Genomic DNA, 26,027 nt, shown 5'->3' with positions numbered 1-26,027 from the left:
CCTCGCTTCTCTCCTGCGAAGGCGGAAGGCCGGCGCGTGAACGTCCTCGGGACGATCCCAAACCATGCCGTCGGATCGTCCGAAAACCGGATCGCTCCTCCACCTGTGCGGCCTACGGCGTTCTGAATGGCGAAAAGCCATCGAATTCGGAAGACATCGCCCGTTTCAAGCGCATGCGGCGCCCGGGAGCGGAAAGGAGCAAGCCAGCAACCAGGCTCTATGCGCAAAAAGAGCCTCCGACGAGCTTGCGACCCAGCTAGAAACTTCCGAATTCGATGCTTTTTCGCCAGTCGCAGCGCTTTCAGCTGCACGGAAGGCTCGGCCGTGCGACCCCTTGACGCGATGGAGGATCGCGGTCGAGCGACCCGTCGTCGCGTTCGCTCCGGAAACGAGGGCCGCCCCACCCCTACAGCCGCACGGGGATACCCTGGGCGCGCATATGCTCCTTCACTTGACGGACGGAAAGCTCGCCGAAGTGGAAGACGCTTGCAGCCAGCACGGCATCGGCCTCGCCCTCGATGACGCCTTGGGCGAAGTGCTCGAGCTTGCCCACCCCGCCCGAGGCGATGACCGGGATGTCCACCGCACGCGCGACGGCGCGAGTGAGCGCGCAGTCGAAGCCGTCGCGGCTGCCGTCGCGATCCATGCTGGTGAGCAGGATCTCCCCCGCCCCGCACCGGGCCGCCTCCTGCGCCCAGGCGACCGCGTCGATGCCCGTGGCCTTGCGCCCGCCCGCAACGTAGACCTCCCATTTGTTCGGGTTGCCCGTCACCTGCTTCGCGTCGATGGCGCAGAGGATGGCCTGCGAGCCGAACGCCGCGGCGGCGCTCGTGATGAGCGACGGATCGGCCACGGCGGCCGAGTTCACCGACACCTTGTCAGCGCCGGCCGCGATCATCGTGCGAATGTCGGCCACGCTGCGGAAACCACCGCCCACGCAGTACGGCAGATGCAGTTGCTCGCTGGCGCGGCTGGCAAGGTCGACCGTGGTGGCGCGGTCGTCGCTCGTGGCCGTGATGTCGAGGAAGATCACCTCGTCGGCGCGCTCCTCGTCGTAGCGCTGCGCGAGCTCGATGGGATCGCCCGCGTCGCGCAGGTTCACGAAGTTCACGCCCTTGACCACGCGACCGTCCTTCACGTCCATGCAAGGTATCACGCGTTTCGCTAGCATCTCGCTCCTTCCGTCGTTGCTAACGCAACGACGGACGTGCCGACGCTGCGCGGGTACTTCGCGGCACGCTTGCCGCTCCAGGTTCTCCTCACGTGCCCAAGGCACGCTTCGTCGAGCCTTCGCGGCAATCGCGCTCGCGAAGAACCCGCTCGCTGACCTTACCAAACATGTTGGACTCACATTCCACAAGGGTTCGCCTGGACGGCGGCGGCCTCGGCTCGGCGCGTGGCCTCGTCGCAGGCGCGCACGCCCTCCTGCACCGACAGCGCGCCCTCGTACACGGCGCGTCCCGCGATGACGCCCTCGATGCTGCCGGCCACCTCGCCCAAACGCACGATGTCGTCCACGCCGGCCACGCCGCCCGATGCGATCACCGGATGTCCGAACGCCTCGGCCATGCGCACGTACGCCGCGGCCTCGATGCCGGTCTGCATGCCGTCGCGCGCGATATCGGTGTACACGAGGTGCCGGAACCCGAGCGCCGACATGTCGCGCGCCAGCTCCTCGGCGGCCACGCCAGCGCCCTCGCGCCACCCGGCCACGGCCACCTCGCCGCCCTTCGCGTCGATGCCCGCGCACAGCAGCTTGCCGTACTGCGCGATGGCGGCCTCGGCGAAGTCGGGGTCGGCCACGAGCGACGTGCCCAGCACCACGCGCGACACGCCCGCGTCCGCCAGGCGCGCGATGGTGTCGAGCGAGCGCACGCCGCCGCCCACCTCCACCTTGAGCAGGGTCTTGCGCATGATGCGCTCGACGATGGCGATATTCTCAGGGATGCCCGAACGCGCGCCGTCGAGGTCCACCACGTGCAGCCACGTCGCGCCCTGCTCTTCGAACAGCTGCGCCTGCGCGGCGGGGTCGTCGTGGTACACGGTCACGCGGTCGTAGTCGCCTTTGGCGAGGCGGACGGCCTTGCCGCCCAGAATGTCGATGGCTGGAAGCAGGTACATGGCGCTCACGCCCCTTTCACGATGGACACGAAGTTCTGCAGCAGACGCGCGCCCGCATCCGAGCTTTTCTCGGGATGGAACTGCACGCCGTACGCCGCCTCGCCGTACTGGACGGCGCTCGGGAACGTCACGCTGTGCGTCGTCTCGCCGACGACGAAGGGACCCGACGGCGCGATGTAGCCATGCGTGAAGTAGAAGTAAGTGCCCGACGGTATGCCTTCGAACAGGGGGCATTCCTGAAACCTGTCCGCGAGGAGCTCGGCAACGCCCAGTCGCTCAGACAGTCCTGCTCGCTCGGACAGTCCACAGGACTGTCCGGCTCGTGCGGAACTCGCTTGGTGGGCGCCGCCGAACCCCTCGCTGCCGTCTCCGAAATGCACGGTGTTCCAACCTACATGTGGCACCTTGTAGGAGAGGGAGTGTTCATCCTGTTTCGGCATCTTGGTTACCACGCCCGGCAGCACTGCCAGGCCGCGGGCGTTGTGGGTCGAGGTTTCGTCGTCCTCGCGCGGCGCGCCTTCGACGCCTTCTTCGAACAGGAGGTGCATTCCCAGGCAGATGCCGAGGAACGGCACGCCGGCGGCTATGCGCTCGCGGATGGCGTCCATCTGGCCGAGCTCGCGCATGGTGGCGGCCGCGTCGGCGAACGCGCCAACGCCGGGCAGCACGATGGCATCGGCTTTGGCGATGGCGGCGGGATCGCTCGTGACGAGCACCTCGGCGCCCGCCGCGACCAGACCGCGCTCGACGCTTTTGAGGTTGCCCTTATGATAGTCGACCACGGCGATCATAGCGCGCCCTTCGTCGAAGGCAGCGCATCGCCGATGCGGGGGTCGAGCTCGACGGCCTGGCGCAAGGCGCGCGCTGCGGCCTTGAACGACGCCTCCACGATATGGTGCGCGTTCTCGCCAGCCAGGCTGCGCACGTGCAGCGTAAGTCCCGCGTTCGCGGCGAAGGCGATGAAGAATTCCTTGGCCAGCGACGCGTCGAACGTGCCCAGCATGACGCAGGGCACGTCCACGGCCCAGTGCAGCTGGCCGCGCCCCGATATGTCCACGGCCGCCAGCACGAGAGCCTCGTCCATGGGAAGCGAAAGCGACCCGAACCGCGCGATGCCGCGCTTGTCGCCGAGCGCACGCGCAACGGCTTGGCCCAGCACGATGCCCGCGTCCTCCACGGTGTGGTGCGCGTCCACCTCGATATCGCCTTTTGCGCGCACGTCGAGGTCGATCAGGCTATGCCTTCCGAAGGCCGTCAGCATATGGTCGAAGAACGGCACGCCCGTCTCGATGTCGGTCGCACCCGCGCCGTCGAGGTTCACCGCGACGCGGATGTCCGTCTCGTTCGTCGTGCGGACGATTTCGGCGGTTCTCTGGTTCATGGTTGGCCTTTCTTTATCGCTGGTCCAGCAACGTCAGCGAGGGTTTCCGTGGTGCCCGAGATCGTGGGGAGGGCGAGGACGAAGCGCGCCCCGAAGGAAGTCCCCGTAGGGGATACTTCGGTACGCGAGTCCTCGACCTCGCCGCGAGATCGGGCACCACGGGAAGCCGCCCCCTACGGGGACTAGCTTCGCGTCGCAGCCGTCGGCTCGTTCCGTCGGCCGTCAGGTCGACGGAACCTTCAAATCGCACTTGCCCATCACCGCATCGCGCAGCGCGCGCAAAAACGCGTCGTTCTCCTCGGAGGCGCCCACGGTCACGCGCAGGCAGTTCTCCAGATGCGCCGCACGCGAGAAATCGCGCACAAGCACACCGCGCTCGTACAGCGCCTCCCAGATGACGGGCGCGTTCTCCACGCGGAACAGCACGTAGTTCGCATCCGACGGGAAGGGCTTCACGCCGGGAATCCTCTTCAGTCCCTCGATCAGGCGGGCGCGCTCCTCGATGACGGCCAGGATGCCGCGCTCGAACTTCGCGCGGTTCGCGTACACCACGCGCGCAACGGCCTGCGAGACGGCGTCCACCGAATACGGCTGGCGCACCTTGACGAACTCGCGCACGACCTCGGCGTCTCCCAGGATGTAGCCCATACGCGCCCCGGCCAGGCTGAACGCCTTCGAGAACGTGCGCAGGATGACGAGGTTCTTGTGCTGCGCCAGATACGGGCGCATCGTCTGGCGCGAGAACTCGAAGTAAGCCTCGTCCACCATCACGAGCGCATCGGTGGCGTCGAGCAGCCGGAGGATGAACGTCTCGCTGGCAAGCTGCCCCGTGGGGTTGTTCGGGCTGGTCACCACCAGGTAGTCGATACCGCCCTCGGCGACGCGCGCCAGCACGGCCTCCTCGTCGATGGAGAAGTCGGCGCGGCGCGGCACGTCCACCACCGACGTGTTCGTGAGGCGGGCGTTCGCGTCGTACACCGAGAACGTGGGCGGCAGGTTGAGGAACGTGCGCCCCGGCCCGCCCCACGCCAGCGCCAGGTTGAACAAGAGCTCGTCGCCCCCGTTGCCCACCAGCACCTGGTCGCGGTCGAGCCCGTTCGCTTCGGCGATCATGTCGCGCAGGTCGTTGGCCAGCGGGTCCGGGTAGCGGTTGAGGGGCAGGCGCTTCACCTCGCGCATGATGTCGCGGCGGATCTCGTCGTCGACGTCGTGCGGGTTCTCGTTCGCCGAGAGGACGGCGGTGACGGGCAAATACTTCGGATCGTAGGGCACCACGCCCGCCAGCTGGGGCGCGGCCGCGCACACGCTACGCATCGGCACCCCCGTCTCCGGCCGCGCGGCCCGCTCCGTCGCCGCCCTCGATCCCATACACGTTGCCCGTGTCGAGCAGGTTCTTGCGCATCTCCACGCTCATGGCGTGCGCCCACAGGCCCTCGTGGCGCGCGATGGTGGTTACCATGTCGGCATCGCGGGCGAGCGCCTGCGACGAATACTGGATGACGCTCGACTTCTTCACGAACTCGTCCACCGACAACGGCGAGGCGTAGCGCGCCGTGCCGCCCGTGGGCAGCGTGTGGTTCGGGCCGGCGGCGTAGTCGCCCACGGCCTCGGGCGTCCAGGCGCCCAGGAAGATGGCGCCCGCGTTGCGGATGGCGCCCAAGAGGTCGAAGGCGTGGTCGACGTGCAGCTCGAGGTGTTCGGGCGCGATGGCGTTCACGGCCTCGATGGCTTGCGGCATGCTGTCGCACACGACGATGAGGCCCTGGTCGGCCAGCGATGCCGCCGTGATCTCGGCGCGTGTGGACGACTTGAGGTGGCGCTCAACCATGCGCTCCACCTCGTCGGCGTAGGCCGCATCGAACGTAACCAGGTAGCAGGCGGCCAGCGGGTCGTGCTCGGCCTGCGCCATGAGGTCGATGGCCACGAGCGCCGGATCGGCCGTGGAGTCGGCCACGACGCACACCTCGGACGGGCCGGCGATCATGTCGATGCCCACATCGCCCGACACCACCTTCTTCGCCGCCGCCACGTAGGCGTTGCCGGGTCCGGTGATCTTGGCCACGGGCGCGATGGACTCGGTGCCGTACGCCAGCGCGGCGATGGCCTGCGCGCCGCCCACCGCGTAGATTTCGGTGACGCCCGAGATGCGGCACGCCTCCAAAATGGCCGGATCCAGCGTTCCGTCGGCCGTCGGCGGCGTCACGCATACGATGCGCTTCACGCCGGCCACGGCGGCCGGCAGCGCGTTCATCAGCACCGACGACGGGTACAGCGCGCGCCCGCCCGGCACGTAGATGCCCACGGATTCCAGCGGCTCCACCTTCGAGCCCACGAGCGCGCCGTCCTCGCGCACGGTGAACCAGCTCTGCTGCTTCTGGCGCTCGTGGAAGTCGCGGATCTGTGCGGCGGCCTGACGCAGGGCGCGCGCCGTCTTGTCGTCGACGTTCACGATGGCTTCTGCGATAGCCGCCTGCGACACGCGGAACTCCTCCACGCGCACGCCGTCGAACTGCTCGGTGTAGGCGCGCAGGGCCTCGTCGCCGCGCTCGCGCACGCCCTCGATGATGGCGGTGGCCGCCGTCAGGGCCTGGGCGTTGAACGCGCCGGTGCGCTTGAGGTGGGCGTTGGTGAACTGCTCGCCAGGTTGCAAGATGATGCGGCGCATGGGCTACTCCTTTTCCTCGCCGGCCGGGCTCGCGGAGGCTTCCGCGTTCCGCTGCAGCGTATTCGCCAATTGTACGATACGCGCGTCCGTGCGGAACGCGCAGGTGTTCGAGAAGAAGCGCGCGGTCGACGAAAGGACTTCGTCCACCACCACGAGGTCGTTCTCCTTGAGCGTGGTGCCGGTGGCCGTGATGTCGACGATGCGCTCGGCCATGCCCGTGAGGGGCGCCAGCTCGATGTTGCCGTGCAGCTTCACGATTTCCACCTGCGTGCCCGTCTTCGCGTAGTGGGCGCGCGTGATGTTGGGGTACTTCGTGGCGATGCGCAGCGATCCCAGGCGGCGGTAGTGCTCGCCTGTGGCCTCGGCCGCACCGGCGGGCTCGGCCACCACGAAGCGGCATGCGCCGTATCCGAGGTCGACCAGCTCGACGACGTCGGACTGCGCTTCCAGCAGCGAGTCCTTCCCGCAGATGCCGCAGTCGGCCGCGCCCAGCGACACGAACGCGGGCGCGTCGGTGGGCCGCACGATGACGTACTCGACGCCGGGGTTGCGGATGATGAGCTGACGGCCGGGGTCGTCGAGCCCGGTCGTATCGAGGCCCGCGGCCTCGAGCGCGGCAACCGTGTCGGCGTTGAGCGAGCCCTTCGGCACCGCGATGCGCAGCGGGCGCGCGGCTTCGTCGTCGACCGAGCGCTCGGCGGCGGCGGCCGCGGCCATGGCCTGCTCCAACGAGAACGCGAAGCCGGCGGCCGGGCGGCTCTCGCCGTACGAGCCGATCATGTTGTCGTAGCGCCCGCCGCTGCCCAGCGGCGTGCCCAGCTCGGGCGCGTAGGCCTCGAACACGATGCCGGTGTAGTAATCGAACGAGCTCATCACCGAGAAGTCCACGAGGATGCGGTCGGCCAAGCCCGCCTCGGCCAGCAGGTCGCAGGTGCGGGCAAAGTCGTCGAGGCCGTCCTCGCACCCCAGGGGCGCCACGAGCGCGCGCACCTCCTCCACCGCCTCGCGCCCGCCGCGGATGCGCGGCAGCGCGCGGATGGCCGCGGCGAACACGGGCGGCACGGCCGCCGCCTCACCCGTGAGCCGGTCGACCTCCACGAAGTTCGAGGCGTGGAACGCCGCCAGCACCCGCTCGGTCCACTGCGCGGACGCCCCGCTGGCCGCCAGCAGCGCGCGCAGCACGCCCACCGTGGCCAGGGCCAGCTTGCAGCCGCGCGCGCCCGCGAGCTCCAGCGCCTCCGCCATGAGCTCCACCACCTCCGCGTCGGCTTGCGGCCCGGCCTCGCCGATGCATTCCACGCCGATCTGCGTCATCTCGCGCGCCTGCGCCTGCATGCGCCCTTCGGCCTCGCGGAACACGCGCTGCATGTAACGGAAGCGGAACGGCCCCGGCTGGCCCGCGAGGCGCGTCGCGCACATGCGCGCCACCTGCAGCGTCACGTCGGGGCGCATGGCCAGAAGGTCGCCGCTCGCGTCGAAGAACTTGAAGGGAGAGCCGGGCATACGGCCGCCCGCGCGCATGACGTCCATGACCTCCAGCGTCGGCGTCTCGATGGGCAGGTAGCCGCGCGCCGCGAAGCATGCCTGCACGTCGCGAGCGATGCGCTCGCGCATGCACGCCTCGTCGGATAGCACGTCTCTGAACCCTGCCGGTGTCACGTAATCCATGGTTCTCTTCCTTCGCTGCATCGTTTCGCCGGTTCGCACGCGGCCGCGCACGCCGTTCGTTTGCTGGTAGTACTTTATCACAGTAGAGTAGTAAAGCAAGCCGTTTGCAGAACGTTTCGGACAACCGCTTTATTTTACGTCATAGAAGGAGCGCGATCACGGCTCGCCGCACCTCGAGGAAAGAATGTTTAGCCGAAGAAAAGGACGCTGCATCCTATCGATTCCCCGCACGCGGAAAAACGCCGTCCGCATCAAGCGACGGATGTACGCTTTGGACTGAGCTATCTGCTGCAAAAACGGGTTCTTGGCAGCAATTTCGCGGCTTCAGCGCCACCGAAAGCCCTCGAACACGGGGAAGCCTGAAAAACACCTGGTCGCAAGATTTCCGCCGGGAGCGTTCGTTCCCCTTGCCGCCAAAAACCCGTTTTTGCAGCAGATCGAACCGACCATCCGTGCCGTTCCTGAAAAGCAGCGATTCCGAAGCCGCAATGAAGCCTGCCCGTAGAAAAGGCAAGGAAGTCGAGGGAAGCCGGATCTGCGGCATTTCGGTCGATACCGCACACGCGATGCCGCCGTCGGGGCGAAGGCGCACGCCCTCGCCCACCCCGCCTTAGAACAAGGAGAACTGTTGGGGCGCGAAGTCGTACGTGCACACCACTTCGTCCAGCAGCAGCTCGACCTCGTGCGACTCCCACTCTTTGACTGACACGACGTAGTTCGTGCCCTCCTGCTGGAACACCAGCGCGCCGCCCACCATGCCGATGCAGCGTCCGCCGCATTCGCCGTCGTGGCCTTCGGGCACCTGCAAGTCGTGGCAGTCGGGCGACGGGCCGCCGAAGTAGTGGGGCGACAGGTCCTGAGCCGGCTCAGCGCCCTCGAGACCCAGACGTTCCACCACGTCGTCGAGCACCGCCTTCGCCTCGACGAAATCGAAGCGCTCGTTCACCAGCAAGTCCACTTTCTTCGACGCGCGCATCGTCTCCAGGATGCCGGGCTGCGCGCACAGCGCCGCCTCCAGCTCGCGCGCGTCGTCGGCGCATCCGAAGCGGCCGACGATGCGGGCCGCGCGGGCGCCCTGCTCCAGCAGGCGCTCGATGCCGCGCGTCTCCGACGAGATGCCGGCTTTCACGTGCTTCGGCGAGAAGTACGCCAGGTACGTGAAATGCGGCGTCAGGTTGTAGGCGCGCTGCTGGGCGGAGATGAAGTCGGCGTAGTAGAACGAGGGGTTGAAGCCCGTGGCCTCCTGGCATGCCGGACACATCGTGTCCTTCGCATCGGGAAGCAGCTCCACGTTGAGCGGGCACACCTCCTTCGTGTAGGACGCCAGATCGAAGCGTCCCACGCAGCGGCGCGTGGGAAGGCGGCGCAACGAGAACGTCTTGCCCAACACGGGAAAACGGTGCTGCTCGCCTTGCTCTACGTCGTTGATCAAGAGGTAGGGGCCGGACTCGGCGAAACCGTGGCCTGCCAGGACGGTCGTGTGACCGTTCGCGAAGTTCGTCATATCGTTATCCTTGTGCAACTCGTACTGAATGGATCACTGTTTTCGTTGGAAATGATAGCGCACAAGGAACATTCGCGATACGCTCTTGCGGCGAAAGGCGAAAAATCGCACAGGAGTCGTTCGCCTTCCGAAAAAGCAAGGGTCGTCCCGCTCGGTTGCGAGCGGGACGACCCTTCTTCCGCAGAGAGTCGCGAACCGAGCGGCGCGGACGACCTACGCCATGCCCGCCGCCATGAGCGCTTGCGTAGCCTGGTACATGGTCACCGAGAAGTACACCATGAACGCCACCGCCACCGAAGCGAGGACCTTCGCCACGATATGCCAGCTGCTCCTCCAGCACAGCACGATACCCACCGGCCAGAACACGATGAGGAAGAACACGATCCAAAACGTCTGCTTGCACCAAGCCTTCTGGTTCGGCTCTTCGATCAGGTCGTTCGCGTTCTTGCGCAGGTCGCGCTTCTGCCAGTCGCCCGCGCGACGGTCGTCGTCAGCCATGCCGCTTCCTTTCCCAAGGCGCGCCGCCCGCCCGCGCGCGTTTCCCTCTATCCTACCACGCCCGTCCAGCGGCGCGCGTCAGTTCAGCCCGACGTACTCGGGGTCGAGCGCGTCGTCCAGATACTCCTTGACCGGCGGCTTGCCGTAGTCGTGCACCTCGGACACGTGCCAGCATTCGGTCTTCGGCATACCGGGAATGCGATCGGCCACGAACACCGGATCGATGCCCTCCTTACGCTGGCGCGTGTAGTCGTCGAGCGCCGCAAGCGCCCATTTTCCAAGGAAGAGCAGGGCGATGAGGTTCACGAGCGCCATGAAGCCCATGAAGATGTCCGCGAGGTTCCACGCCAAGTCGAAGCTGTTCACGGCGCCGTAGAACACCACGCACAGGCACACCACGCGGAACACGAACAGCAGCGCCTTGCTGTCGCCCTTGATGAAGCGCAGGTTGTTCTCGGCGTAGAAATAGTTGCCGATGAGGCTGGAGAACGCGAAGGCGAAGATGGCGAACGTGATGAAGTGGATGCCGAACTCGCCCACCGAGTTGTTCACGGCCATCTGCACGAGCGGCATGCCGTTAAGGGCGGAAGCCGCCTGCGGATCCTGCACGTAGAACACGAGCACCATCATAGCCGAGCACGTGCAGATGAGCAGCGTGTCGATGTACACGGACAGGCTCTGCACGAGACCCTGCTTGCAGGGATGCGACACCGACGCCGTGGCCGCAGCATTCGGCGCCGAGCCCATGCCGGCCTCGTTAGAGTACAGGCCGCGCTTGATGCCCAGCATGACCACCGAACCCGCGAATCCGCCGAAGATGGCCTGCACGTCGAAGGCCGAGGCGAACACCATCGCGAACACGCCCGGCAGCTCCGTGATGTTGGAGAGGGTGGTCCACACCGCGATGGCGATGTAGCCGATGGCCATGATGGGCACGATGATGGACGTGATGACGCTGATGCGCTTCGCGCCGCCGAAAATGACGAACGCGGTCATCACCGCCAGCACGATGCCGCAGGCGATGGCCGTGCCGTTCGTGGCGTAGTCGGGAATGTAGTATTCCAGCGCCGAGGTGGCGTTGAAGGCCTGCAGGCCGTTGAAGCCGAACGCGAAGCACAGGATGAGCAGCACGGCGAACAGGATGCCCAGCCAACGCTTGCCGAGCGCCTTCTCGATGTAGTAGGCCGGGCCGCCGCGGAACTCGCCCTCCTTGCCGCGCACCTTCCAGATCTGCGCGAGGGTGGACTCGACGAACGCCGACGCCGCGCCCACGATGGCCATGAGCCACATCCAGAACACCGCGCCCGGGCCGCCCGTGGCGATGGCCGTGGCCACGCCCGCGATGTTGCCCGTGCCCACGCGCGAGGCCGTAGACACCATGAGCGCCTGGAACGACGAGATGGAGCGCTCGCCCTTGACGTGCTTCTTCTCCGTCAACTGCGTGAACATGTCCTTGATGAAGCGGATCTGCACGCCTTTCGTGCGGATCGTGAAGTACACGCCCACGAACACGAGCAGGACGAGCAGGATGTACGTGTACAGAAACCCGCTCACCTCGCCGGTGATGCCGACGAGCATCTCATTGAAATCCATTGGTCTTCCCCTTTACGAGAACGAAGCGCGCCGCCGCCTATCCCGAGGCGGCGGCGCGCATGCTTACCCGAGCTTCTTCGCCAGAAGCTCGTTGATGAGCTTCGGGTTGCCCTGGCCGCGCATCTCCTTCATGCACTGGCCCACGAAGAACCCGATGAGACCGGTCTTGCCGCCCTGGTACTGCGCCACCTTGTCGGGGTTGGCGGCCAGCACCGCGTCGACGACGGCTTCGATGGCGCCCGTGTCGGACACCTGCTTCATGCCGCGCTCCTCCACGATGGCGGCCGGATCCTTGTCCTCGTCGAGCACGGCCGCGAACACCTCTTTGGCCTGCTTGGACGAGATGGCGTCCTCGGCGGTGAGACGCACGAGCGCAAGCGCGCGCGCCGGGGTAAGCGGCGTGTCGGCCAGCTGAACGCCTTCGTGCGCGTTCAGGTAGGCGGTCACGTCGTTGATGACGAGGTTCGCCACCGGCTTCGCCAGCTTGGCCGCATCGGCGCCGGCCAGCTCCATGCACGCCTCGAAGAAGTCGGCCGTGGCGCGATGCTCCACCAAGTGGCGCGCATCGTAGGCGCTCAGGCCGAACGCGTCCTCGAAGCGGGCCGCCTTCTGGTCGGGCAGCTCGGGCAGCTTCGCGCGCACGGAATCGATCCACTCGTCCGTAAGGTCGTAGGGCGCGAGATCCGGATCGGGGAACAGGCGGTAGTCGTCGGCCGTCTCTTTCACGCGCATCACGATGGTGCGCTTGGCCGACGGGTCCCAATGCCGCGTTTCCTGGAAGATCTGGCCGCCCTCCTCGAGCACTTCCGCCTGGCGGCAGATCTCGTAGGCCAGGCCGTCGTGGAGGTTCTTGAAGCTGTTCATGTTCTTGAGCTCGGTCTTCACGCCGAACTCCTTTGCCCCGCGGCGGCGCAGGCTCACGTTGCCGTCGCAGCGCATGGAGCCCTCTTCCATCGAGCAGTCGGAGATGCCCAGCGCCAGGTAGATCTGGCGCAGCTTCTGCATGAACAGGCGCGCCTCCTCGGGCGTGCGCAGGTCGGGCTCGGTGACCAGCTCGGTGAGCGGGGTGCCTGCGCGGTTGTAGTCCACCAGCGAGTGCGTGGCGCCGGCGATGCGGCCTTCGCCGCCGCCGATGTGCACCATCTTGCCCGCGTCCTCCTCCATATGTATGCGCGTGATGCCCACGTGCGCGGTGTAGCCGGTCTCGGTGCGCGTCACGTTGCCGCGGCTCTCGCCCACGTCGAGGCCGTCCAGGTCGATGCGCTCCTTGGCGGCCGCGCCGTCCACGTCGAGGTCGAGGTGGCCGCGCATGCAGAACGCCACGGGGCCCTGCGTGGTCTGGTAGTTCTTCGACATGTCGGGGTACATGTACGTTTTACGGTAGAACATCGAGTGCTTCTCGATGTCGCAGTTCGTGGCCAGGCCCGCCAGCACGATGGACTCGATGGCCGCGCGGTTCGGCACGGGCAGCGCGCCCGGCATCCCCAGGCACACGGGGCACGTGTGCGTGTTCGGCTCGGCGCCGAACTCCAGCTTGCAGCCGCAGAACATCTTGGTGTCGAGCGTGGTGAGCTCGGCATGGATCTCCAGGCCGATGACGGCCTCCCAATCCTCGAGCACCTCTTCGAGCTTCCGCATGGCTACTCACCTGCCTTTTCTACCTGGAACGGGGCAGCTTCGGCATTGCCCAGTCGCTCAGACAGTCCTCGCTGCGCTGCGGAACTCGCTTGGTGGGCAACGCCGAAGCCGCCCTCCTCCGTCAGCAATCCCGGCAGGTCGACGCCTGGGGTCGCGTCGGCGGCGTCGGGGATGTCCGCCATCGATCCTTCGGGGTAGGGTTGGCCAGGGGCGAAGGCCGGGGCCACGGGGGCGGGGCCGTACACCGTTTCCAGCGCGGCGGCCACGCGCAGCATGTTCTGGTCCTTGAACTGGGGCGAGATGAGCTGCACGCCCACGGGCAGCTGCGTCTGGGCGCCGAGGCCCACCGGCAGGCTCATGCCGCCGTTGCCGGCGATATTGATGGAGATGGTGAACATGTCCGACAGGTACATGTCGGTGGGGTCGCTCACTTCGCCGAACGTGAACGCCGTGCGCGGCGACACGGGCGCGACGATGCAATCCACCTGCTCGTAGGCGCGCGCATAGTCCTGCGTGATGAGCGTGCGCACCTGCTGCGCCGGGTAGTAGTAGGTGTCGTACACACCTGCGGACAGAAGGTAGCTGCCCAGCATGATGCGGCGGCGCGCCTCGGGGCCGAAGCCCTTCGCGCGGCTGGCCTCGTACTGGCCGCCGAGGTCCTTGTGGCCCAAGTCGCAGTAGCCGTAGCGCACCGAGTCGAAGCGTGCGAGGTTGCTGAACGCCTCGCAGGGGCCCAGCACGTAGTAGGCGCTCATAGCGGCCTGGGCGTTGGGCAGCTCCACCTCCACGATGTCGGCGCCGAGCGCGCGCAGATGCTCCACGGCCTCCTCCACCTTGGCCTTCACCTCGTCGGTGAGACCCTGGGCTTCCATGAACGCGGGCACCACGCCGATGCGCATGCCCTTGACCCCCTCGGCGAGGTTCGCCGTGAAGTCGACGTCCAAGTCCTGGCTCGTGCAGTCCAGCACGTCGCGGCCGGCGATGGCGTTGAGCGCGAAAGCCGCATCCTCCACCGAGCGCGTGAACGGGCCCACCTGGTCCAGCGAGCTGCCGAAGGCCACCACGCCGTAGCGGCTGACCACGCCGTACGTGGGCTTGACGGCCACAGCGCCGCAGAAGCTGCCCGGCTGGCGGATGGAGCCGCCCGTGTCGCTGCCCAGCGTGATGGCGGCCAACCCCGCGCCCACGGCAGCGGCGCTGCCGCCCGACGAGCCGCCGGGCACGCGCGAGAGATCCCACGGATTCCTAGTGGAGCCGAACGCGCTCGTCTCCGTGGAAGAGCCGAACGCGAACTCGTCCATGTTGAGTTTGCCCAGCGGAATACCGCCGGCTTCGATGGTGCGCTGAACGCACGTGGCCGTGAAGGGCGACACGTAGTTCGCCAGCATCGCGGACGAGCACGTGGTGTGCGTGCCCTCCAGGTTCATGTTGTCTTTGAACGCCACGGGCACGCCGGCCAGCGGGCCGCACGCGTCCAGCGTACCGGCCGCGACGGCGGCGTCGAGCGCAGCCGCTTGTTGAAGCGCCAGCTGCTCGGTGGTTTCGAGGAACGCATGCGTCGCGCCGTCGAGCGCGCGCACGCGGGCGAGCGAGCTCTCGGCGATCTCGCGCGCCGAGAAGTCCTTGGAGGCGAGGCCCGCGCGGATCTCGCGCACGCCCATTGCGGCGAACACGGGTGCGGTTGCAGCCATCAGCGATCGCCCCCTTCGCCCAGAATCGAGGGGATCAAAAAGCAGCCGTCCTGCTGCTTCGGCGCGTTCTCCAGCGCCTCTCCCTGCGTGAAGGAGGAGGATTCTTCGTCCTCGCGCATGACGTTTGAAAGGCCGCCGATGGGGTGGAACGTAGGCTCCACGCCGTCGAGGTCGTATTCGGTGATGGGCTTCAGGCTGTCGATGATGGCGTTGAGATCGACCGTCATCTGCACGACTTCGTCGGCGTCCAGCCCGATGCGCGCGTACTCCGCGATGCTGCGGACGTCGCGCTCGGTGAGGTGTTGGGTCATAGAGCCTGCTTTCCTTCTCTCGTTTTCACGCATCGGCTCCGCGCGTATCGCTCGAAAACCGAAGGTGGCACCGGTGAGAACATAACCCGTCTATAATAGCAAACCTCGGCGTTGCCAACCCACCGCGCTCCCGCCCCGCATGATTTTTCTCAACGCCCGCGCGCCTTGAGGAACGCGGCTCGGATCGCGCCGCGCCGGGTCGACGCTTCGTGCCGTCGGGCGGGTTCGCGCGTCTCTTCAAGGCGATGTGCAGCAAAAACGAGGTTTGGGGGCACGGACGTTTTTCTGGACTCCTACGCGGCTGCGGCGAGCGCCGCCCTATGGGCCGCTATCGTCTTCCATCCGAGCGATCTCTCGATCTTCTCGTCACGATACCACACGATGTACTCGTCGAGGGCCCGCACGAAGCTCCCCTTCGTCGTCCCCTTCCAGTCCCTCGCGTAGAAGAACTCCTGCTTGAGCGTCCCGAAGAAGCCCTCCGCCCTCGCGTTGTCGGGGCTCTTGGCCTTGCGCGACATCGACCTGACGAGGCCGTTGGCCTCGCAGACGCCCTTCCATCTGGCGGAGCGGTAGTTGCCGCCGCCGTCGGTGTGGACGGCGCAGCCCTCCTCCAGGCGCCCGAGCGCGTCCTCCAGCGAGCCCGCCGTCAGCTCGTCGTCCGGGCGCGTCGACGTCCGCCACGCCACCGGGCAGCCGTCGAAGCAGTCTATGATCGGGGAGAGGTAGACCTTGAGGCCGCCGAGGTCGAACTCGGTCACGTCGGTCACGACGAGCCTGCCCGGCGCGTCGGCGCGGAAGCCGTGCGTCCCGTCCTCTCGAAGCGGCAGGTTCGCGGGGCGCTCGTCGGTCTCGCCCGCGTAGGAGCTGTGGCGCCGGCGCTCCTTGACCTGGACCGGGACGAGCCCCTCCTCGCGCATGATCCGGCGCACGACCTTCTCGGAGACGACGACGGGGGCCTCCATGTCCCCGGGCGCGAGGTCGCGGGCGCGCACGGGCGCGCCCTCGCCCCGCCGCAGGGCCGCCCACACGCTCAGCGACCCGTAGCGGCCCTTCGAGCCCTCGAAGGCCGCGCGCACGCGCGCCCGCAGGGCCGCGTGCCTGTCGGGCCTGGCCGCCATCGCCGCCTGCGAGAAGTACGTGCTCCTGGCGATGCGGAAATCCCTCAGGACGTCATCGACCCTCGCCCTCGCCGCCATCGCCCTCGCCCTCTCGCCCGCCCGGCGCTTCTCCGAATTGCTCAAAGAGCCCGGGCCTGGTGCTTTTAGGACGTCCAACACCGCCAGCGCCTCCGCGAGCCTGACCTCGGCCAGCCGCGCCCGCTCGACGGGGTCGCCTTCGGGGAGGTCGCCCCATGCGCGGGACCATTCGCCCCGCTCGCCGCCTTCTTCCTTCGCCACGCCCTCGCCGCCCTTCCCCTTCGTCGCGCGCTTCCGCTCGACGCCGGCCTTGTCCAGCCAGCGGCGCACGGTCCTCCTGTCCGCGCCGATCCGTCCGGCTATCTCGGAGACGGACGACCCTCGCGCGAACATCGTAACAGCTTCCCCGCGCTCGCGCTCGCCGTCGGGACGGGACCGGCCGTCGAGCCCGTCGAGGCGCCCCAGCCTGGAGGCCCACAGGCGGACGGGGGCGGCGCTCGCGATCCCGAGGCGCCCGGCGACGAAGCGCGGCTCCATGCCGCCCGCGAGGAGCCGCATCGCCTCCCGCTTCGTCCCGAGGGGGTAGGGCTCCCATGCCCGGCGGCCCTCGCACCTGCCCGGCACCGCGAGCGCGGGCGGGCGCAGGAGGCCGGCCCCCTCCTCGCGCGCGAAGGCCGAGAGCGTCGCCGCGCACGGGAACCCCTCGAGGCTCGAGCACGCCGCGCGCATCGACATGCCGCTCGCGTGGAACCTGCTCAGGACCTCCTCCTTGTATTCTTTGCCGTAAGCCATTCACGGACCTCTTTCCTCATCGAAATTCAGTCCAGAAAAACGTCCGGGGTCCCTTTTGGCACGCCGGACCCGTCCGGAAACCGCCGAACCGAGGTCGAATGCCGCATTCCCAAGGCTCGATGAAACGCGACCTGGGGTTTTGCTGCAAAGTTTCAACGAGCAAAATGCCGAAGAGCACCGAGGGGTGCCAAAAGCTCGTTTTTGCTGCACATGGAACCACGGAAACATGCGCGCCGGTCGACGTGCCGCGCGCTACCGTAACGGCGCCGAGCGCGCGATCGGCGTCTCCCGCCCGGGTTCTCGCGACCGATGCCGTCGCGCCTCGGCTTCGATGGAGAACCGCACAAATGTTTCACGTGAGACACTCGCGCGCTTCGGCTGAGCGGGAAGGCTCCGCGACCAGGCCCTTCCCCATCTCGGAGCGTCCCCGCAGCCCCGGCAGCTCATCGGCAGCCGTCGCAGCAGCACAGCCCCGGCAGCCGTCGCAGCTCGGCGACCGTCGCAACCGCGCAGCCCCGGAAGCTCATCGGCAGCCGTCGCAGCCGTCGCAGCCGCGCAGCCCCTTCCCCGCCATCCTTCCCGCGGAATCTCCAAATACCCGTTGACGCCTTATACTATGTGTCATATAGTATAAGGCGAAAGGAGGTATGCGATGGATGCACAATTGAAACGAGGTTTCCTCGATGTTTGCGTGCTCGCATCGATCAACCGCCAGGACTCGTACGGGTACCAGATCGTCAAAGACGTGCCTTCGAGTTTGCATTTGACCGAATCGACGCTGTACCCCCTGCTCAAACGCTTGGAATCAGCGGGGCTGCTGACGGTTTACGCCATCGAGCACAACGGGCGCCTGCGCAAGTACTATCGCATCACGCCGGCCGGGGTCACGTACCTCGACGAGTTCTTGAAGGATTGGGACGACGTATTGGACGTCTACGAGTATGTGAAACGAGGTGCCAACCGATGAACAAGACCGAGTTTTTGGATGCGCTCAGGCATGCGCTCGGCAAGCTGCCCTCCTACGAGGTGGAACAATCGATCGCGTTCTACGCCGAGATGATCGACGACCGCATCGAGGACGGGATGAGCGAGCAGGAAGCCGTGGCCGCGCTGGGATCGGTGCACGCCATCGCAGCTCAGATCGTCGCCGAGACGCCGCCCATTCCCAAGGCCATCGCGAAGGCGAACACCGGCAGCCGCACGCTCAACATCGTGCTGCTTGCCATCCTCTCCCCCATCTGGGTGACGCTGGCGCTGGCGTTCGCCTGCATGGTGTTGGCCATCTACCTGGCCATTTGGTCGGTCGTCGTGGCGCTGTGGGCCGTCGTGGCCATGCTGCTTCTATGCGCGCCCATCGGCGTGTTCGGCCTGGCCTGGTGCGCGGCCACGGGGTTTCCGCTCTCGGGCATCTGGGTCTTCGGCTGCGGCCTGGCCGGTGCAGGCCTGGGATTGTTCTCTTGGTTCGGCGTGCTGGCCGCCAGCAAGGGGCTCGTCAACCTCACGCATTCGTTCGCCCGCTGGGTAAAGGGGCTGTTCATCAAGCTGAAGCGCAACGATGCCAGCCCGATCGCGCCGGAAGGAGCAGCTCATGTCTAGCGGCAAAAAGACGTTGCTCGTCATAGCAACCATCCTCGTCATCGGCGGAGGCGCCATATCGTTCGGCGCGTTCGCGGCGGCCGGGTTCAACTTCGAGAACCTCTCGACCGAATCCCGCAATTGGACGTCCTCCACGAAGACGTTCGCCCCCGAGGCGGAAAGCCCCCACACCGCCATCGTCCTGCGCGACATGGGCGAGGACGTGCGCATCGAGCCGACCGACGGCGACGCCATCGAGGTGACGTACTGGACGAACGAGCGCAAGAGCTTCGACGTGGGCGACAACGGCGGCACCGTCACCGTCGAAGGCTCGCGCGAGCCGGCCATCGGCATCATGATGATCGGATCGTTCGAGGACCACTCTACCGTTCTGAAGGTGCCGCGCAGCTACACGGGCACGCTCGACATCGACCTCATGGGCGGCAATGTGGATGCCGCAGATCTGGACAGGTTGGGCTCAGTGACGGCGAAAACCGCGAGCGGCAACATCTCGCTCTCCCGCCTCGCCGCGGACGATATCGTGACGAACGCCGCCAGCGGCAACGTGCAGGTGCAGCGCGTCCAGTGCGCATACCTGAGCGCAACCACGATGAGCGGCAACATCGAATTCTCCGACGTCGAGGCGACCGAGATCGTGAAGCTGGACACGACGAGCGGCGGACAGCTGCTTCGAGGCGTGAGCACGGCGACCCTCGACGCCCGCATGGGTAGCGGCGACATCCTGGCGGCGGGCGTGGCAGCCACCGACGCGAAGTTCGATGCCGCGAGCGGCAGCGTGAACGCCTCGTTCTCCGGTTCGGACGGCGAATACGCCATCGAGGCCTCTTCGGTCAGCGGAGACGTGCACTCGCCGGCCGGCAGCGCCACAGCGTCGAGGCATGTGAGCGCTCGCACCATGAGCGGGGACGTGACGCTCACGTTTTCCGGCGGCGGCGCGAGCGTCAGCAACGGCAACGGCGCCCGCAGCGACTCCGGCGCGCCGACCGCACCGGAAGCCCCCGAAGCGCCCGAGGCCCCGAAGCTCTAAATCGCCCTTCCTCCTGCGCAAACGCGCAACGAAGGCCCGCGGCGTTGCCGCGGGCCTTCTGCATGCCAAAGTCGTTACGCCTCGTCAGCAGCCATGTCGAACATAATGTAGTGCGACGGCGTCTTCGCGCGAACAGACACCTCGCGCGTGGCGGTGATCTCGGCCGCGTCGCCCGCGTCCAGCTCGTTGCCGTTCACCATGCCTTCGCCCTCGATCTGGATGAGGTAGGCTTGCCGCGCCGGGTCGAGGTCGTAGTACAGCGTCTCGTCCGAGCCGATGACGCCTACGAGCACCTTCATATCCTGATGGATCCGGATAGGCGCGAAACCCTCCTCGCCCGAGGCGACGGGCATCCACTTCCCCACGCGGTCCTCCCAGTCGAAGCGGTGGTCGCCATAGTTCGGCTCCGCGTTCTTCTCGTCAGGCAAGATCCATATCTGCAGGAAACGCAGCGGTTCGTTCGTATCGTTGTACTCGCTGTGCATGATGCCGCTTCCTGCGCTCATGTACTGCACGTCGCCCCGCTCGAGGCGGCTCCCGTTGCCCAGGTTGTCGCGGTGCGTGAGCTGGCCGTCCACGACGTAGCTGATGATCTCCATGTTGTCGTGGGGATGCATGCCGAACCCGCCGTGCGGGTCGAACCGGTCGTCGTTGACCACGCGCAGCGCGCCGAACTTGATGTTATCGGGTTTGTAGTACTCGGCGAACGAGAAATGGAACAGGCTATGCAGCCATCCTCGGTCGCTTCTGCCCATGTTCTCGTGCTTGATGACCTTGATCATGGCCCATCGCTCCTTCTTGTTGTTTGATGAAGCGATGATAGCGCGCCCCCGCGCGCCACGCGTGGCGGTTGCATGTCGCTCGCGTAACGAGATGATGAGGAGCGAGCTTAGAGGGCAAGCGAGGGCGGGGCGGATTTTCGCACGGGTCGGAAGCGGCGAGGCGGATCATCGCCCGTTTGCAAGCCCCTGCTCGAACTCGGCTATCTCGGACAGGAAGGCTTCGCCGTAACGGGCGAGCTTCGTAGCGCCCACGCCGCTGACCTCAAGGAACTCCTCGTCGGTTGCAGGCCTTTTCGCGCACATATCGCGCAGAGCCGCATCGGAGAACACGATGTAGGGAGGCTTGCCCGCTTCGTCGGCCAGGCGCTTGCGCAGCGTGCGCAGACGCTCGAACAGCTCGGGGTCGGCATCGTTCGCGGGCGCTCCCGACGAGCCGAACACGTGCGAACCGCCTGCAGCCGAACGCGTGCGCTCGGGCTTTCGCAGAACGCGCTTCATCGACAAGCTGAAACCCTCTTCGGCAGCCTCGCGGGCACGCGGCCCCAGACCCACCACCGGGTACGTCCCCTCGGTAATCAGCAGGTAGCCGCCTGCAGCCAGCAGCTCGATCACTTCTTTCACCTGTGCAGCCGGAGCGTTCACCGTGTCGTAGCACGCGGCCTCGTCCAGATGCATGTCCAGCAGCTTCGCGTTCTGCGAGCCGCGCAGCACATCCACCACCATGCCCTTGCCGAAGCGACCCCGCAGCTCCTGCACGCAACGCATGACGGCGAGCGCGGTGTCGGTGACGTCCATCGACTCGAACTCTCCCGCGCAGTTCGAGCAGTTGCCGCAGGAAAAACCTCTGTCGCCGGTCGTTCGCAACGTCAGCGAGGAGGCTTCTGGCGCCGAAGATTGCGGTGAAAGTCCGAGGTGGCGGCCTTCGGGCCGTGAGAAGGACTTGGAGCCGCAAGATTCGGTGCCAGAAGCCTCCGCAGCGTCGGCTCGTTCCGTCGGCTGGCAAGCCGACGGAACCTGCTGCTCCCCGAAGTATTCCAGGATGTAGCAGCGCAGACAGCCGGTGGTGTGGCAGTAGCCGGTCATCGCCGCCAGCAGGCGGCGGCGCGACGCGCGCACGGCGTCGGCCTCCTCGGGCGTGAGCTCCTCGTTGCCCGATTCCTGCTCGATGAAGAAGCGGCAGGTGGACACGTCGCCGTCGCTCCAGTACAGAAGGCACGTGGACGGCTCGCCGTCGCGGCCGGCGCGTCCTGCCTCCTGGTAGTACGCCTCGATGCTGCCGGGCATGTTGTGGTGGATCACGTAGCGCACGTTCGACTTGTCGATGCCCATGCCGAACGCGTTGGTGGCCACCATCACCGGCGCGTCGTCGGCGATGAACGCACGCTGGCTCTCGGCGCGATCAGCCGCCGACATGCCCGCATGGTAGCGCGCGGCGCGGATGCCCGCCTCCAGCAGCGCGGCGTGCACCTTGTCGGTGTCCTTGCGGGTGGAGCAGTACACGATGCCGCTGTCGCCCGCATGCTCCAACGCGTAGCCGGCGATGCGCGCGATCTTGCGCTTCGGATCGAGCCGCTCCACGCCGAAGTACAGGTTCGGGCGGTCGAAGCCCGTGACCACCTCGTAGGGGTCGCGCAGGTCGAGCAGGCGCACGATGTCGGCGCGCACGCGCGCGGTGGCCGTGGCCGTGAACGCCGCCACGACGGGACGGCTCGGCAGCTGCGCGATGAAATCGCCGATGGTCAGATACGACGGGCGGAAATCCTGGCCCCACTGGGACACGCAGTGCGCCTCGTCCACGGCGACGAGCGGGATGGCCGCCCTTTGCGCGAATTCGAGGAACCGCGGATCGGCCAGCCGCTCCGGCGCCACATACATGATCTGGTAGGCGCCGTCCAGCGCGCGGCGCAGCACGGTGGACTGCTGCCCGGGCGTGAGCGTGGAATTGAGGTAGGCGCCGCGTATGCCGGCGTCCAGAAGCGCGCGCACCTGGTCGCCCATCAGCGACACGAGCGGGCTCACTACCAGCGCCAAACCGTCCATAACCACGCCGGGTACCTGGTAGCACACCGACTTGCCCGCGCCCGTGGGCATGACCGCCAGCGCGTCGCGACAGCCGAGGATCGCCTCGACGACGCCCTCCTGCCCCGGCCGAAAGGCCTCGTAGCCGAAGTGCTGCTTCAGCGCCTGGCGCGCCTGCGATAGATCCGTCACTGCTGCTTCCTCCCCGCCCGTTTCCGGCTTGCTCTCGTATTCCCATGATACTGCATTGTTCCGCGAACACGTCTTGCGCGACGGCGGGAAGCATGTATAATGCAGGTTGTCAGCGGTGCCCGTGGATCGTGAGCTCCGGACGGGTGACGCCGGTATGTTTCAGGGACGGTTAGGGACTAGGACTCCCGCCGTCCTTTCTGTTTCCTCGACGCCTTCCGCTTTCGTCGCGCCCAGTCGTAGGCTGCCATGAAGAATGACAGGATGGAACATAGTCCTGCGATCAGATTGAAACTATCCATTGGGCAATCACCCCCTCTCGAAGGCGCCACCCGCCGGAAACGAACACTGCTGACAGCCATGATTCTAGTGCCTCGCACGCCTTCTGTGAAGTAAAAGTTTCCCCAGATCAAACAATATTTTTGACGTTAGATTCGCGCTGGATCCACGCGTGATCCGCGTGTGATCCGCGCTGGATCGACGTGTGCCGCGCGTGATATCCGCGTTCGATCCGCGCTGGAATCGCGCAAGATCCGCGCGGGCTGCGCGCAAGGTTTCGCAGGCTTGCGGAGCGAAACATCGCCTTCCGCTACAATATTCTCCAAATTTCTCCGACAAAACCCGCCGTTCGATCGTGTTGCAGTCAGAAAGGGAAAACCGCTGCAGAACAACGTCGACATAGCCGCACTGTTCAACCGCCACGCCGCGACGGTGTATAGGCTGTGCTACTCGTTTCTGGGCAGCGCGGCCGACGCGGAGGACGCGACGCAGAGCGTGTTCATGAAGCTGATCGCCCGCCCGCGCCGGTTCAACGACGCGGAGCACGAGAAGGCATGGCTCATCGTATGCGCCCAGAACCATTGCCGCGACGTGCTGAAGAGCGCGCACCGCACGCGGCAGGCCGTCCTTCCCGAAGACATCGCGGACGAGAGGCGCGCGCAGCGGGACGAGACGCTGGATGCGGTGCTGGCCTTGCCGGAGAAGTACAAGACCTGCGTGTACCTGTTCTATTACGAGGGGTATCGCACGGCCGAGATAGCGGCCTTGACCGGCGTGCCCGCCTCGACCGTGCGCAGCCACCTGAGCGAGGCGCGAGCGCTTTTGAAGACGATGTTGGGAGGTGAGCGACATGGACGATAACCGTTTCCACGCGGAAGAATCGCTTGAGAAGCGTCTGGCGGACGCCTACGAGAGCATGGGCCCCGACGAAGAGGCCCGGCGGCGCATGCTGGCGGAGCTGCTGGCCGCAAGCGAGCGGCGCGCTCCGAAGCGCCGGACGGCTCGCCGCGCGCTGGTTCCCCTCGCCGCCTGCCTCGCGCTTGCTGCGGGCATCGGCGTGTTCACCTACGCCTCCTCCTTGCCGCAACCCCCAAGCTCCAGCGGCATGGCGGCGCTGACCAGCATCAACGACGAGCTTAAATCCGCTGCCCCGGCCGCTTCCGACGAATCGCAAAGCGAATCGGGAGCCGCGCCGTCCGACGGCGATGCGCGCTATCCGTTCGTCACGCTCTCCTCGGGCGAGCTTCTGCGCGTCGCCCTCGGCGACGACGGCCCCCTGCCTGCCAGCCCCGAAACCGTCGGAGAAGAATTGGAGCGCGCCGTCGCCACCGGCCCCGACGAAACGTCATCCTCGCCGTGCACGGTGTTCGCGACGAGCGACCCGGCCCACCCTTACGCCATCCGATACGACGAAAACGGCGTCACGTACCTGGCCGACCCCGCGTAAGCCCGACGAACGGAGAACATCATGCACGCTTCCAACCGCAGCCGCGGCAGGCTCGCCGCGGGCTCCATCGCCTTCGCCGTCCTGATCGCCGGCGCATCGCTTGCCGGATGCAGCCCCGACGGTCAGGCGGGCGACCAGCTAGGATCGGCTGCAAGCGAATCGGAGATCATGGCCATCGGTTCCGCGCTGTCCGAGACGGCCTCCACATGCCCTCCTCCCTATCCGTACGTTCCCTCGCCCTCTCCCGGCGGCACCGAGGAATACCGTGCACTCGACGAGCCGGGGTTCCTCTCCCCTGCGACCAGCCCGCTGTCCACGCTGTCGGCCGACGTCGACACGGCCTCGTACTGCAACCTGCGCCGCATGGTGGCGCAGAGATACGCGCCGGCCGTCGTGCCCGCCGGCGCCGTACGCACCGAAGAGCTGCTCAACTACTTCGACTACGCCTACCCGGAGCCCGTTGGCTCCGACTTGTTCGGCGTATCGGCCCAGATGAGCGACTGTCCTTGGAACGACCAGACGAAGCTGCTGGTCATGGGATTCGCCACCGAGAAGGACGGCGACGCTTCGCCCACGGGCGCCAACCTCGTATTCCTCATCGACGTCTCGGGGTCGATGGACGACCCTGACAAGCTCCCCCTGGTCAAAGACTCGTTCGCCGCGCTCGTCGAAGGGCTGACGGAGCGCGACCGCGTGTCCGTCGTAACCTACGCCAGCGGCGAGCGCGTGCTGCTCGAAGGCGTGCCGGGCGACGACAAGCGGCGTATCATGCGCGCCGTCGACAGCCTCGTCGCCGAAGGGTCGACGAACGGGGAAGCCGGTTTGGAGCAGGCGTACCGCCTGGCGGAATCGTCGTTCATCGAAGGCGGTGTGAACCGCGTCGTCATGGCGTCGGACGGCGACCTCAACGTGGGCATCTCGTCCGAGAGCGAGCTGCACGACTTCGTCGAGCAGAAGCGCGAGACCGGCGTGTACCTCTCGGTGCTGGGATTCGGCTCGGGCAACTACAAGGACAACAAGATGGAGACGCTGGCCGACCACGGCAACGGCGCCTACCACTACATCGACTGCGCCGAAGAAGCCCGACGGGTGCTCGGCCGGAACCTCCGTGCGAACCTCGTGCCGCTTGCCGACGATGTGAAGATCCAGGTGGAATTCAATCCTGACCGGGTGAAGGGCTATCGGCTGATCGGCTACGAGAACCGCGCGCTCGCCGACGAGGAGTTCCGCGACGATGCGGGCGAGGTGGGCGCGGGCCATGCGTTCACCGTGGCGTACGAGATCGTCCCCGCAGGATCGGCGTTCGAGGTGGGCGCGTCCGCATCGAAATACGGAAGCGATGCCGACGACCGGCAGGACGGTCGCCGCTCCGAAGCGAACGGCGGAGAATGGCTGACGTGCACGATGCGCTACCGCCCTGCGGGAACCGTCGAAGCGGTGGAGCAGGCGCTGGTGGTCGACGATGAGAGCTGCACCGACGATCCGAACGGAGATTGGACGTTCGCCGCCGCCGTCATCGAGTGCGGCATGGCGCTGCACCGCTCGCCCCATGCCGGCGCCGCCACCCTCGAAAGCGCCCGCGACCTGCTGGCAAGCTGCGAGCTCACCGACCAGCAGCAAGGCTTCGAAACCCTCCTCGCCGACCTCGCCCGCCAAGAGGGAGCGCACGGGTCATGCAACCGGTACTGAG

Annotated in this window: 23 protein-coding genes; 7 read left to right on the top strand and 16 right to left on the bottom strand. The window is 66.8% G+C overall.

Annotated features, from left to right (window positions below):
- Nucleotides 1-406: 406 nt before the first annotated feature.
- From hisF to hisZ, 7 genes are all read right to left on the bottom strand, one after another.
- The gene (gene hisF, locus ELEN_RS05395) at nucleotides 407-1,171 is read right to left on the bottom strand and encodes an imidazole glycerol phosphate synthase subunit HisF (protein WP_009304783.1); all 765 of its coding nucleotides are present in this window, start codon (nucleotides 1,169-1,171) and stop codon (nucleotides 407-409) included.
- Between the two features lie 176 nt (nucleotides 1,172-1,347).
- Entirely contained in the window at nucleotides 1,348-2,121 is a 774-nt protein-coding gene (hisA, locus tag ELEN_RS05390) for a 1-(5-phosphoribosyl)-5-[(5-phosphoribosylamino)methylideneamino]imidazole-4-carboxamide isomerase (protein WP_009608881.1), read from the bottom strand.
- A 5-nt stretch (nucleotides 2,122-2,126) separates the two neighbouring features.
- Nucleotides 2,127-2,912 (bottom strand): imidazole glycerol phosphate synthase subunit HisH, encoded by a 786-nt coding sequence (gene hisH, locus ELEN_RS05385; protein WP_009304786.1) that lies wholly within the window; start codon nucleotides 2,910-2,912, stop codon nucleotides 2,127-2,129.
- Nucleotides 2,909-3,502, bottom strand: coding sequence for an imidazoleglycerol-phosphate dehydratase HisB (gene hisB / locus ELEN_RS05380; RefSeq protein ID WP_009304787.1), 594 nt, complete (start codon nucleotides 3,500-3,502; stop codon nucleotides 2,909-2,911). The genes hisH and hisB overlap by 4 nt, the downstream gene beginning before the upstream one ends.
- Before the next feature lie 222 nt (nucleotides 3,503-3,724).
- Complete coding sequence (gene hisC, locus ELEN_RS05375; protein WP_015760393.1) at nucleotides 3,725-4,816, bottom strand: histidinol-phosphate transaminase; 1,092 nt, start codon at nucleotides 4,814-4,816, stop codon at nucleotides 3,725-3,727.
- Nucleotides 4,809-6,167 carry a histidinol dehydrogenase gene (hisD, locus tag ELEN_RS05370; RefSeq protein ID WP_009608801.1) on the bottom strand — a complete coding sequence of 453 codons (1,359 nt, stop codon included), beginning with the start codon at nucleotides 6,165-6,167 and terminating at the stop codon, nucleotides 4,809-4,811. The genes hisC and hisD overlap by 8 nt, the downstream gene beginning before the upstream one ends.
- A gap of 3 nt (nucleotides 6,168-6,170) precedes the next feature.
- Nucleotides 6,171-7,835 carry an ATP phosphoribosyltransferase regulatory subunit gene (gene hisZ / locus ELEN_RS05365; protein WP_015760392.1) on the bottom strand — a complete coding sequence of 555 codons (1,665 nt, stop codon included), beginning with the start codon at nucleotides 7,833-7,835 and terminating at the stop codon, nucleotides 6,171-6,173.
- A 104-nt stretch (nucleotides 7,836-7,939) separates the two neighbouring features.
- Between hisZ and ELEN_RS16155 the strand changes: the two genes are divergently transcribed.
- Entirely contained in the window at nucleotides 7,940-8,449 is a 510-nt protein-coding gene (locus ELEN_RS16155) for a hypothetical protein (RefSeq protein ID WP_139019518.1), read from the top strand.
- Here the strand turns inward: ELEN_RS16155 and ELEN_RS05360 are convergent.
- The 7 genes from ELEN_RS05360 to ELEN_RS05330 all read right to left on the bottom strand — a co-directional run bounded on the left by ELEN_RS05360 (nucleotide 8,446) and on the right by ELEN_RS05330 (nucleotide 16,998).
- Nucleotides 8,446-9,339, bottom strand: a complete 894-nt coding sequence (locus tag ELEN_RS05360) for a DUF2797 domain-containing protein (RefSeq protein ID WP_009304792.1) — start codon at nucleotides 9,337-9,339, stop codon at nucleotides 8,446-8,448. The two genes, ELEN_RS16155 and ELEN_RS05360, sit on opposite strands and share 4 nt — an antisense overlap.
- Nucleotides 9,340-9,552: 213 nt before the next feature.
- Entirely contained in the window at nucleotides 9,553-9,837 is a 285-nt protein-coding gene (locus tag ELEN_RS05355; RefSeq protein WP_009304793.1) for a hypothetical protein, read from the bottom strand.
- Between the two features lie 78 nt (nucleotides 9,838-9,915).
- Entirely contained in the window at nucleotides 9,916-11,430 is a 1,515-nt protein-coding gene (locus ELEN_RS05350; RefSeq protein WP_009304794.1) for an alanine/glycine:cation symporter family protein, read from the bottom strand.
- Between the two features lie 63 nt (nucleotides 11,431-11,493).
- Nucleotides 11,494-13,068, bottom strand: a complete 1,575-nt coding sequence (gene gatB, locus ELEN_RS05345; RefSeq protein WP_009304795.1) for an Asp-tRNA(Asn)/Glu-tRNA(Gln) amidotransferase subunit GatB — start codon at nucleotides 13,066-13,068, stop codon at nucleotides 11,494-11,496.
- Nucleotides 13,069-13,070: 2 nt separating this feature from the next.
- Nucleotides 13,071-14,759 (bottom strand): Asp-tRNA(Asn)/Glu-tRNA(Gln) amidotransferase subunit GatA, encoded by a 1,689-nt coding sequence (gatA, locus tag ELEN_RS05340; protein WP_015760391.1) that lies wholly within the window; start codon nucleotides 14,757-14,759, stop codon nucleotides 13,071-13,073.
- Nucleotides 14,759-15,070 (bottom strand): Asp-tRNA(Asn)/Glu-tRNA(Gln) amidotransferase subunit GatC, encoded by a 312-nt coding sequence (gene gatC / locus ELEN_RS05335; protein ID WP_015760390.1) that lies wholly within the window; start codon nucleotides 15,068-15,070, stop codon nucleotides 14,759-14,761. Before gatC ends, gatA begins: the two co-directional genes overlap by 1 nt.
- A gap of 293 nt (nucleotides 15,071-15,363) precedes the next feature.
- The gene (locus ELEN_RS05330) at nucleotides 15,364-16,998 is read right to left on the bottom strand and encodes an IS3 family transposase (RefSeq protein WP_015760389.1); all 1,635 of its coding nucleotides are present in this window, start codon (nucleotides 16,996-16,998) and stop codon (nucleotides 15,364-15,366) included.
- A gap of 652 nt (nucleotides 16,999-17,650) precedes the next feature.
- Here ELEN_RS05330 and ELEN_RS05325 point away from each other — a divergent pair.
- From ELEN_RS05325 to ELEN_RS05315, 3 genes are read left to right on the top strand one after another with little or no spacing between them, the layout of a single operon-like run.
- On the top strand, nucleotides 17,651-17,965 hold the full coding sequence (locus ELEN_RS05325) for a PadR family transcriptional regulator (RefSeq protein WP_009304798.1): 315 nt from the start codon (nucleotides 17,651-17,653) through the stop codon (nucleotides 17,963-17,965).
- Nucleotides 17,962-18,594: a DUF1700 domain-containing protein gene (locus ELEN_RS05320; RefSeq protein WP_015760388.1), complete on the top strand. Its 633-nt coding sequence runs from the start codon at nucleotides 17,962-17,964 to the stop codon at nucleotides 18,592-18,594. Before ELEN_RS05325 ends, ELEN_RS05320 begins: the two co-directional genes overlap by 4 nt.
- Nucleotides 18,587-19,621: a DUF4097 domain-containing protein gene (locus tag ELEN_RS05315; protein ID WP_015760387.1), complete on the top strand. Its 1,035-nt coding sequence runs from the start codon at nucleotides 18,587-18,589 to the stop codon at nucleotides 19,619-19,621. Before ELEN_RS05320 ends, ELEN_RS05315 begins: the two co-directional genes overlap by 8 nt.
- Before the next feature lie 74 nt (nucleotides 19,622-19,695).
- Here ELEN_RS05315 and ELEN_RS05310 read toward each other — a convergent pair whose 3' ends face one another.
- Both ELEN_RS05310 and ELEN_RS05305 read right to left on the bottom strand, forming a co-directional pair.
- Nucleotides 19,696-20,403, bottom strand: coding sequence for a pirin family protein (locus tag ELEN_RS05310; protein WP_015760386.1), 708 nt, complete (start codon nucleotides 20,401-20,403; stop codon nucleotides 19,696-19,698).
- 165 nt (nucleotides 20,404-20,568) lie between these two features.
- A complete protein-coding gene (locus ELEN_RS05305; protein WP_015760385.1) occupies nucleotides 20,569-22,614 on the bottom strand; it encodes a RecQ family ATP-dependent DNA helicase in 2,046 nt (681 codons plus the stop codon).
- A 657-nt stretch (nucleotides 22,615-23,271) separates the two neighbouring features.
- Between ELEN_RS05305 and ELEN_RS05300 the strand changes: the two genes are divergently transcribed.
- The 3 genes from ELEN_RS05300 to ELEN_RS05290 are packed head-to-tail and all read left to right on the top strand — an operon-like array spanning nucleotide 23,272 to nucleotide 26,026.
- Nucleotides 23,272-23,751 carry an RNA polymerase sigma factor gene (locus ELEN_RS05300; RefSeq protein WP_267473185.1) on the top strand — a complete coding sequence of 160 codons (480 nt, stop codon included), beginning with the start codon at nucleotides 23,272-23,274 and terminating at the stop codon, nucleotides 23,749-23,751.
- Nucleotides 23,741-24,337 carry a hypothetical protein gene (locus ELEN_RS05295; protein WP_015760383.1) on the top strand — a complete coding sequence of 199 codons (597 nt, stop codon included), beginning with the start codon at nucleotides 23,741-23,743 and terminating at the stop codon, nucleotides 24,335-24,337. Before ELEN_RS05300 ends, ELEN_RS05295 begins: the two co-directional genes overlap by 11 nt.
- Nucleotides 24,338-24,358: 21 nt before the next feature.
- A complete protein-coding gene (locus tag ELEN_RS05290) occupies nucleotides 24,359-26,026 on the top strand; it encodes a vWA domain-containing protein (RefSeq protein ID WP_015760382.1) in 1,668 nt (555 codons plus the stop codon).
- The last annotated feature ends 1 nt before the right edge of the window (nucleotide 26,027 follow it).

It is taken from the genome of Eggerthella lenta DSM 2243 (assembly GCF_000024265.1).
GTDB lineage: Bacteria > Actinomycetota > Coriobacteriia > Coriobacteriales > Eggerthellaceae > Eggerthella > Eggerthella lenta.
Note: the sequence above shows the minus strand (reverse complement) of the source record. Positions and strands in the feature narration are given on the sequence as shown.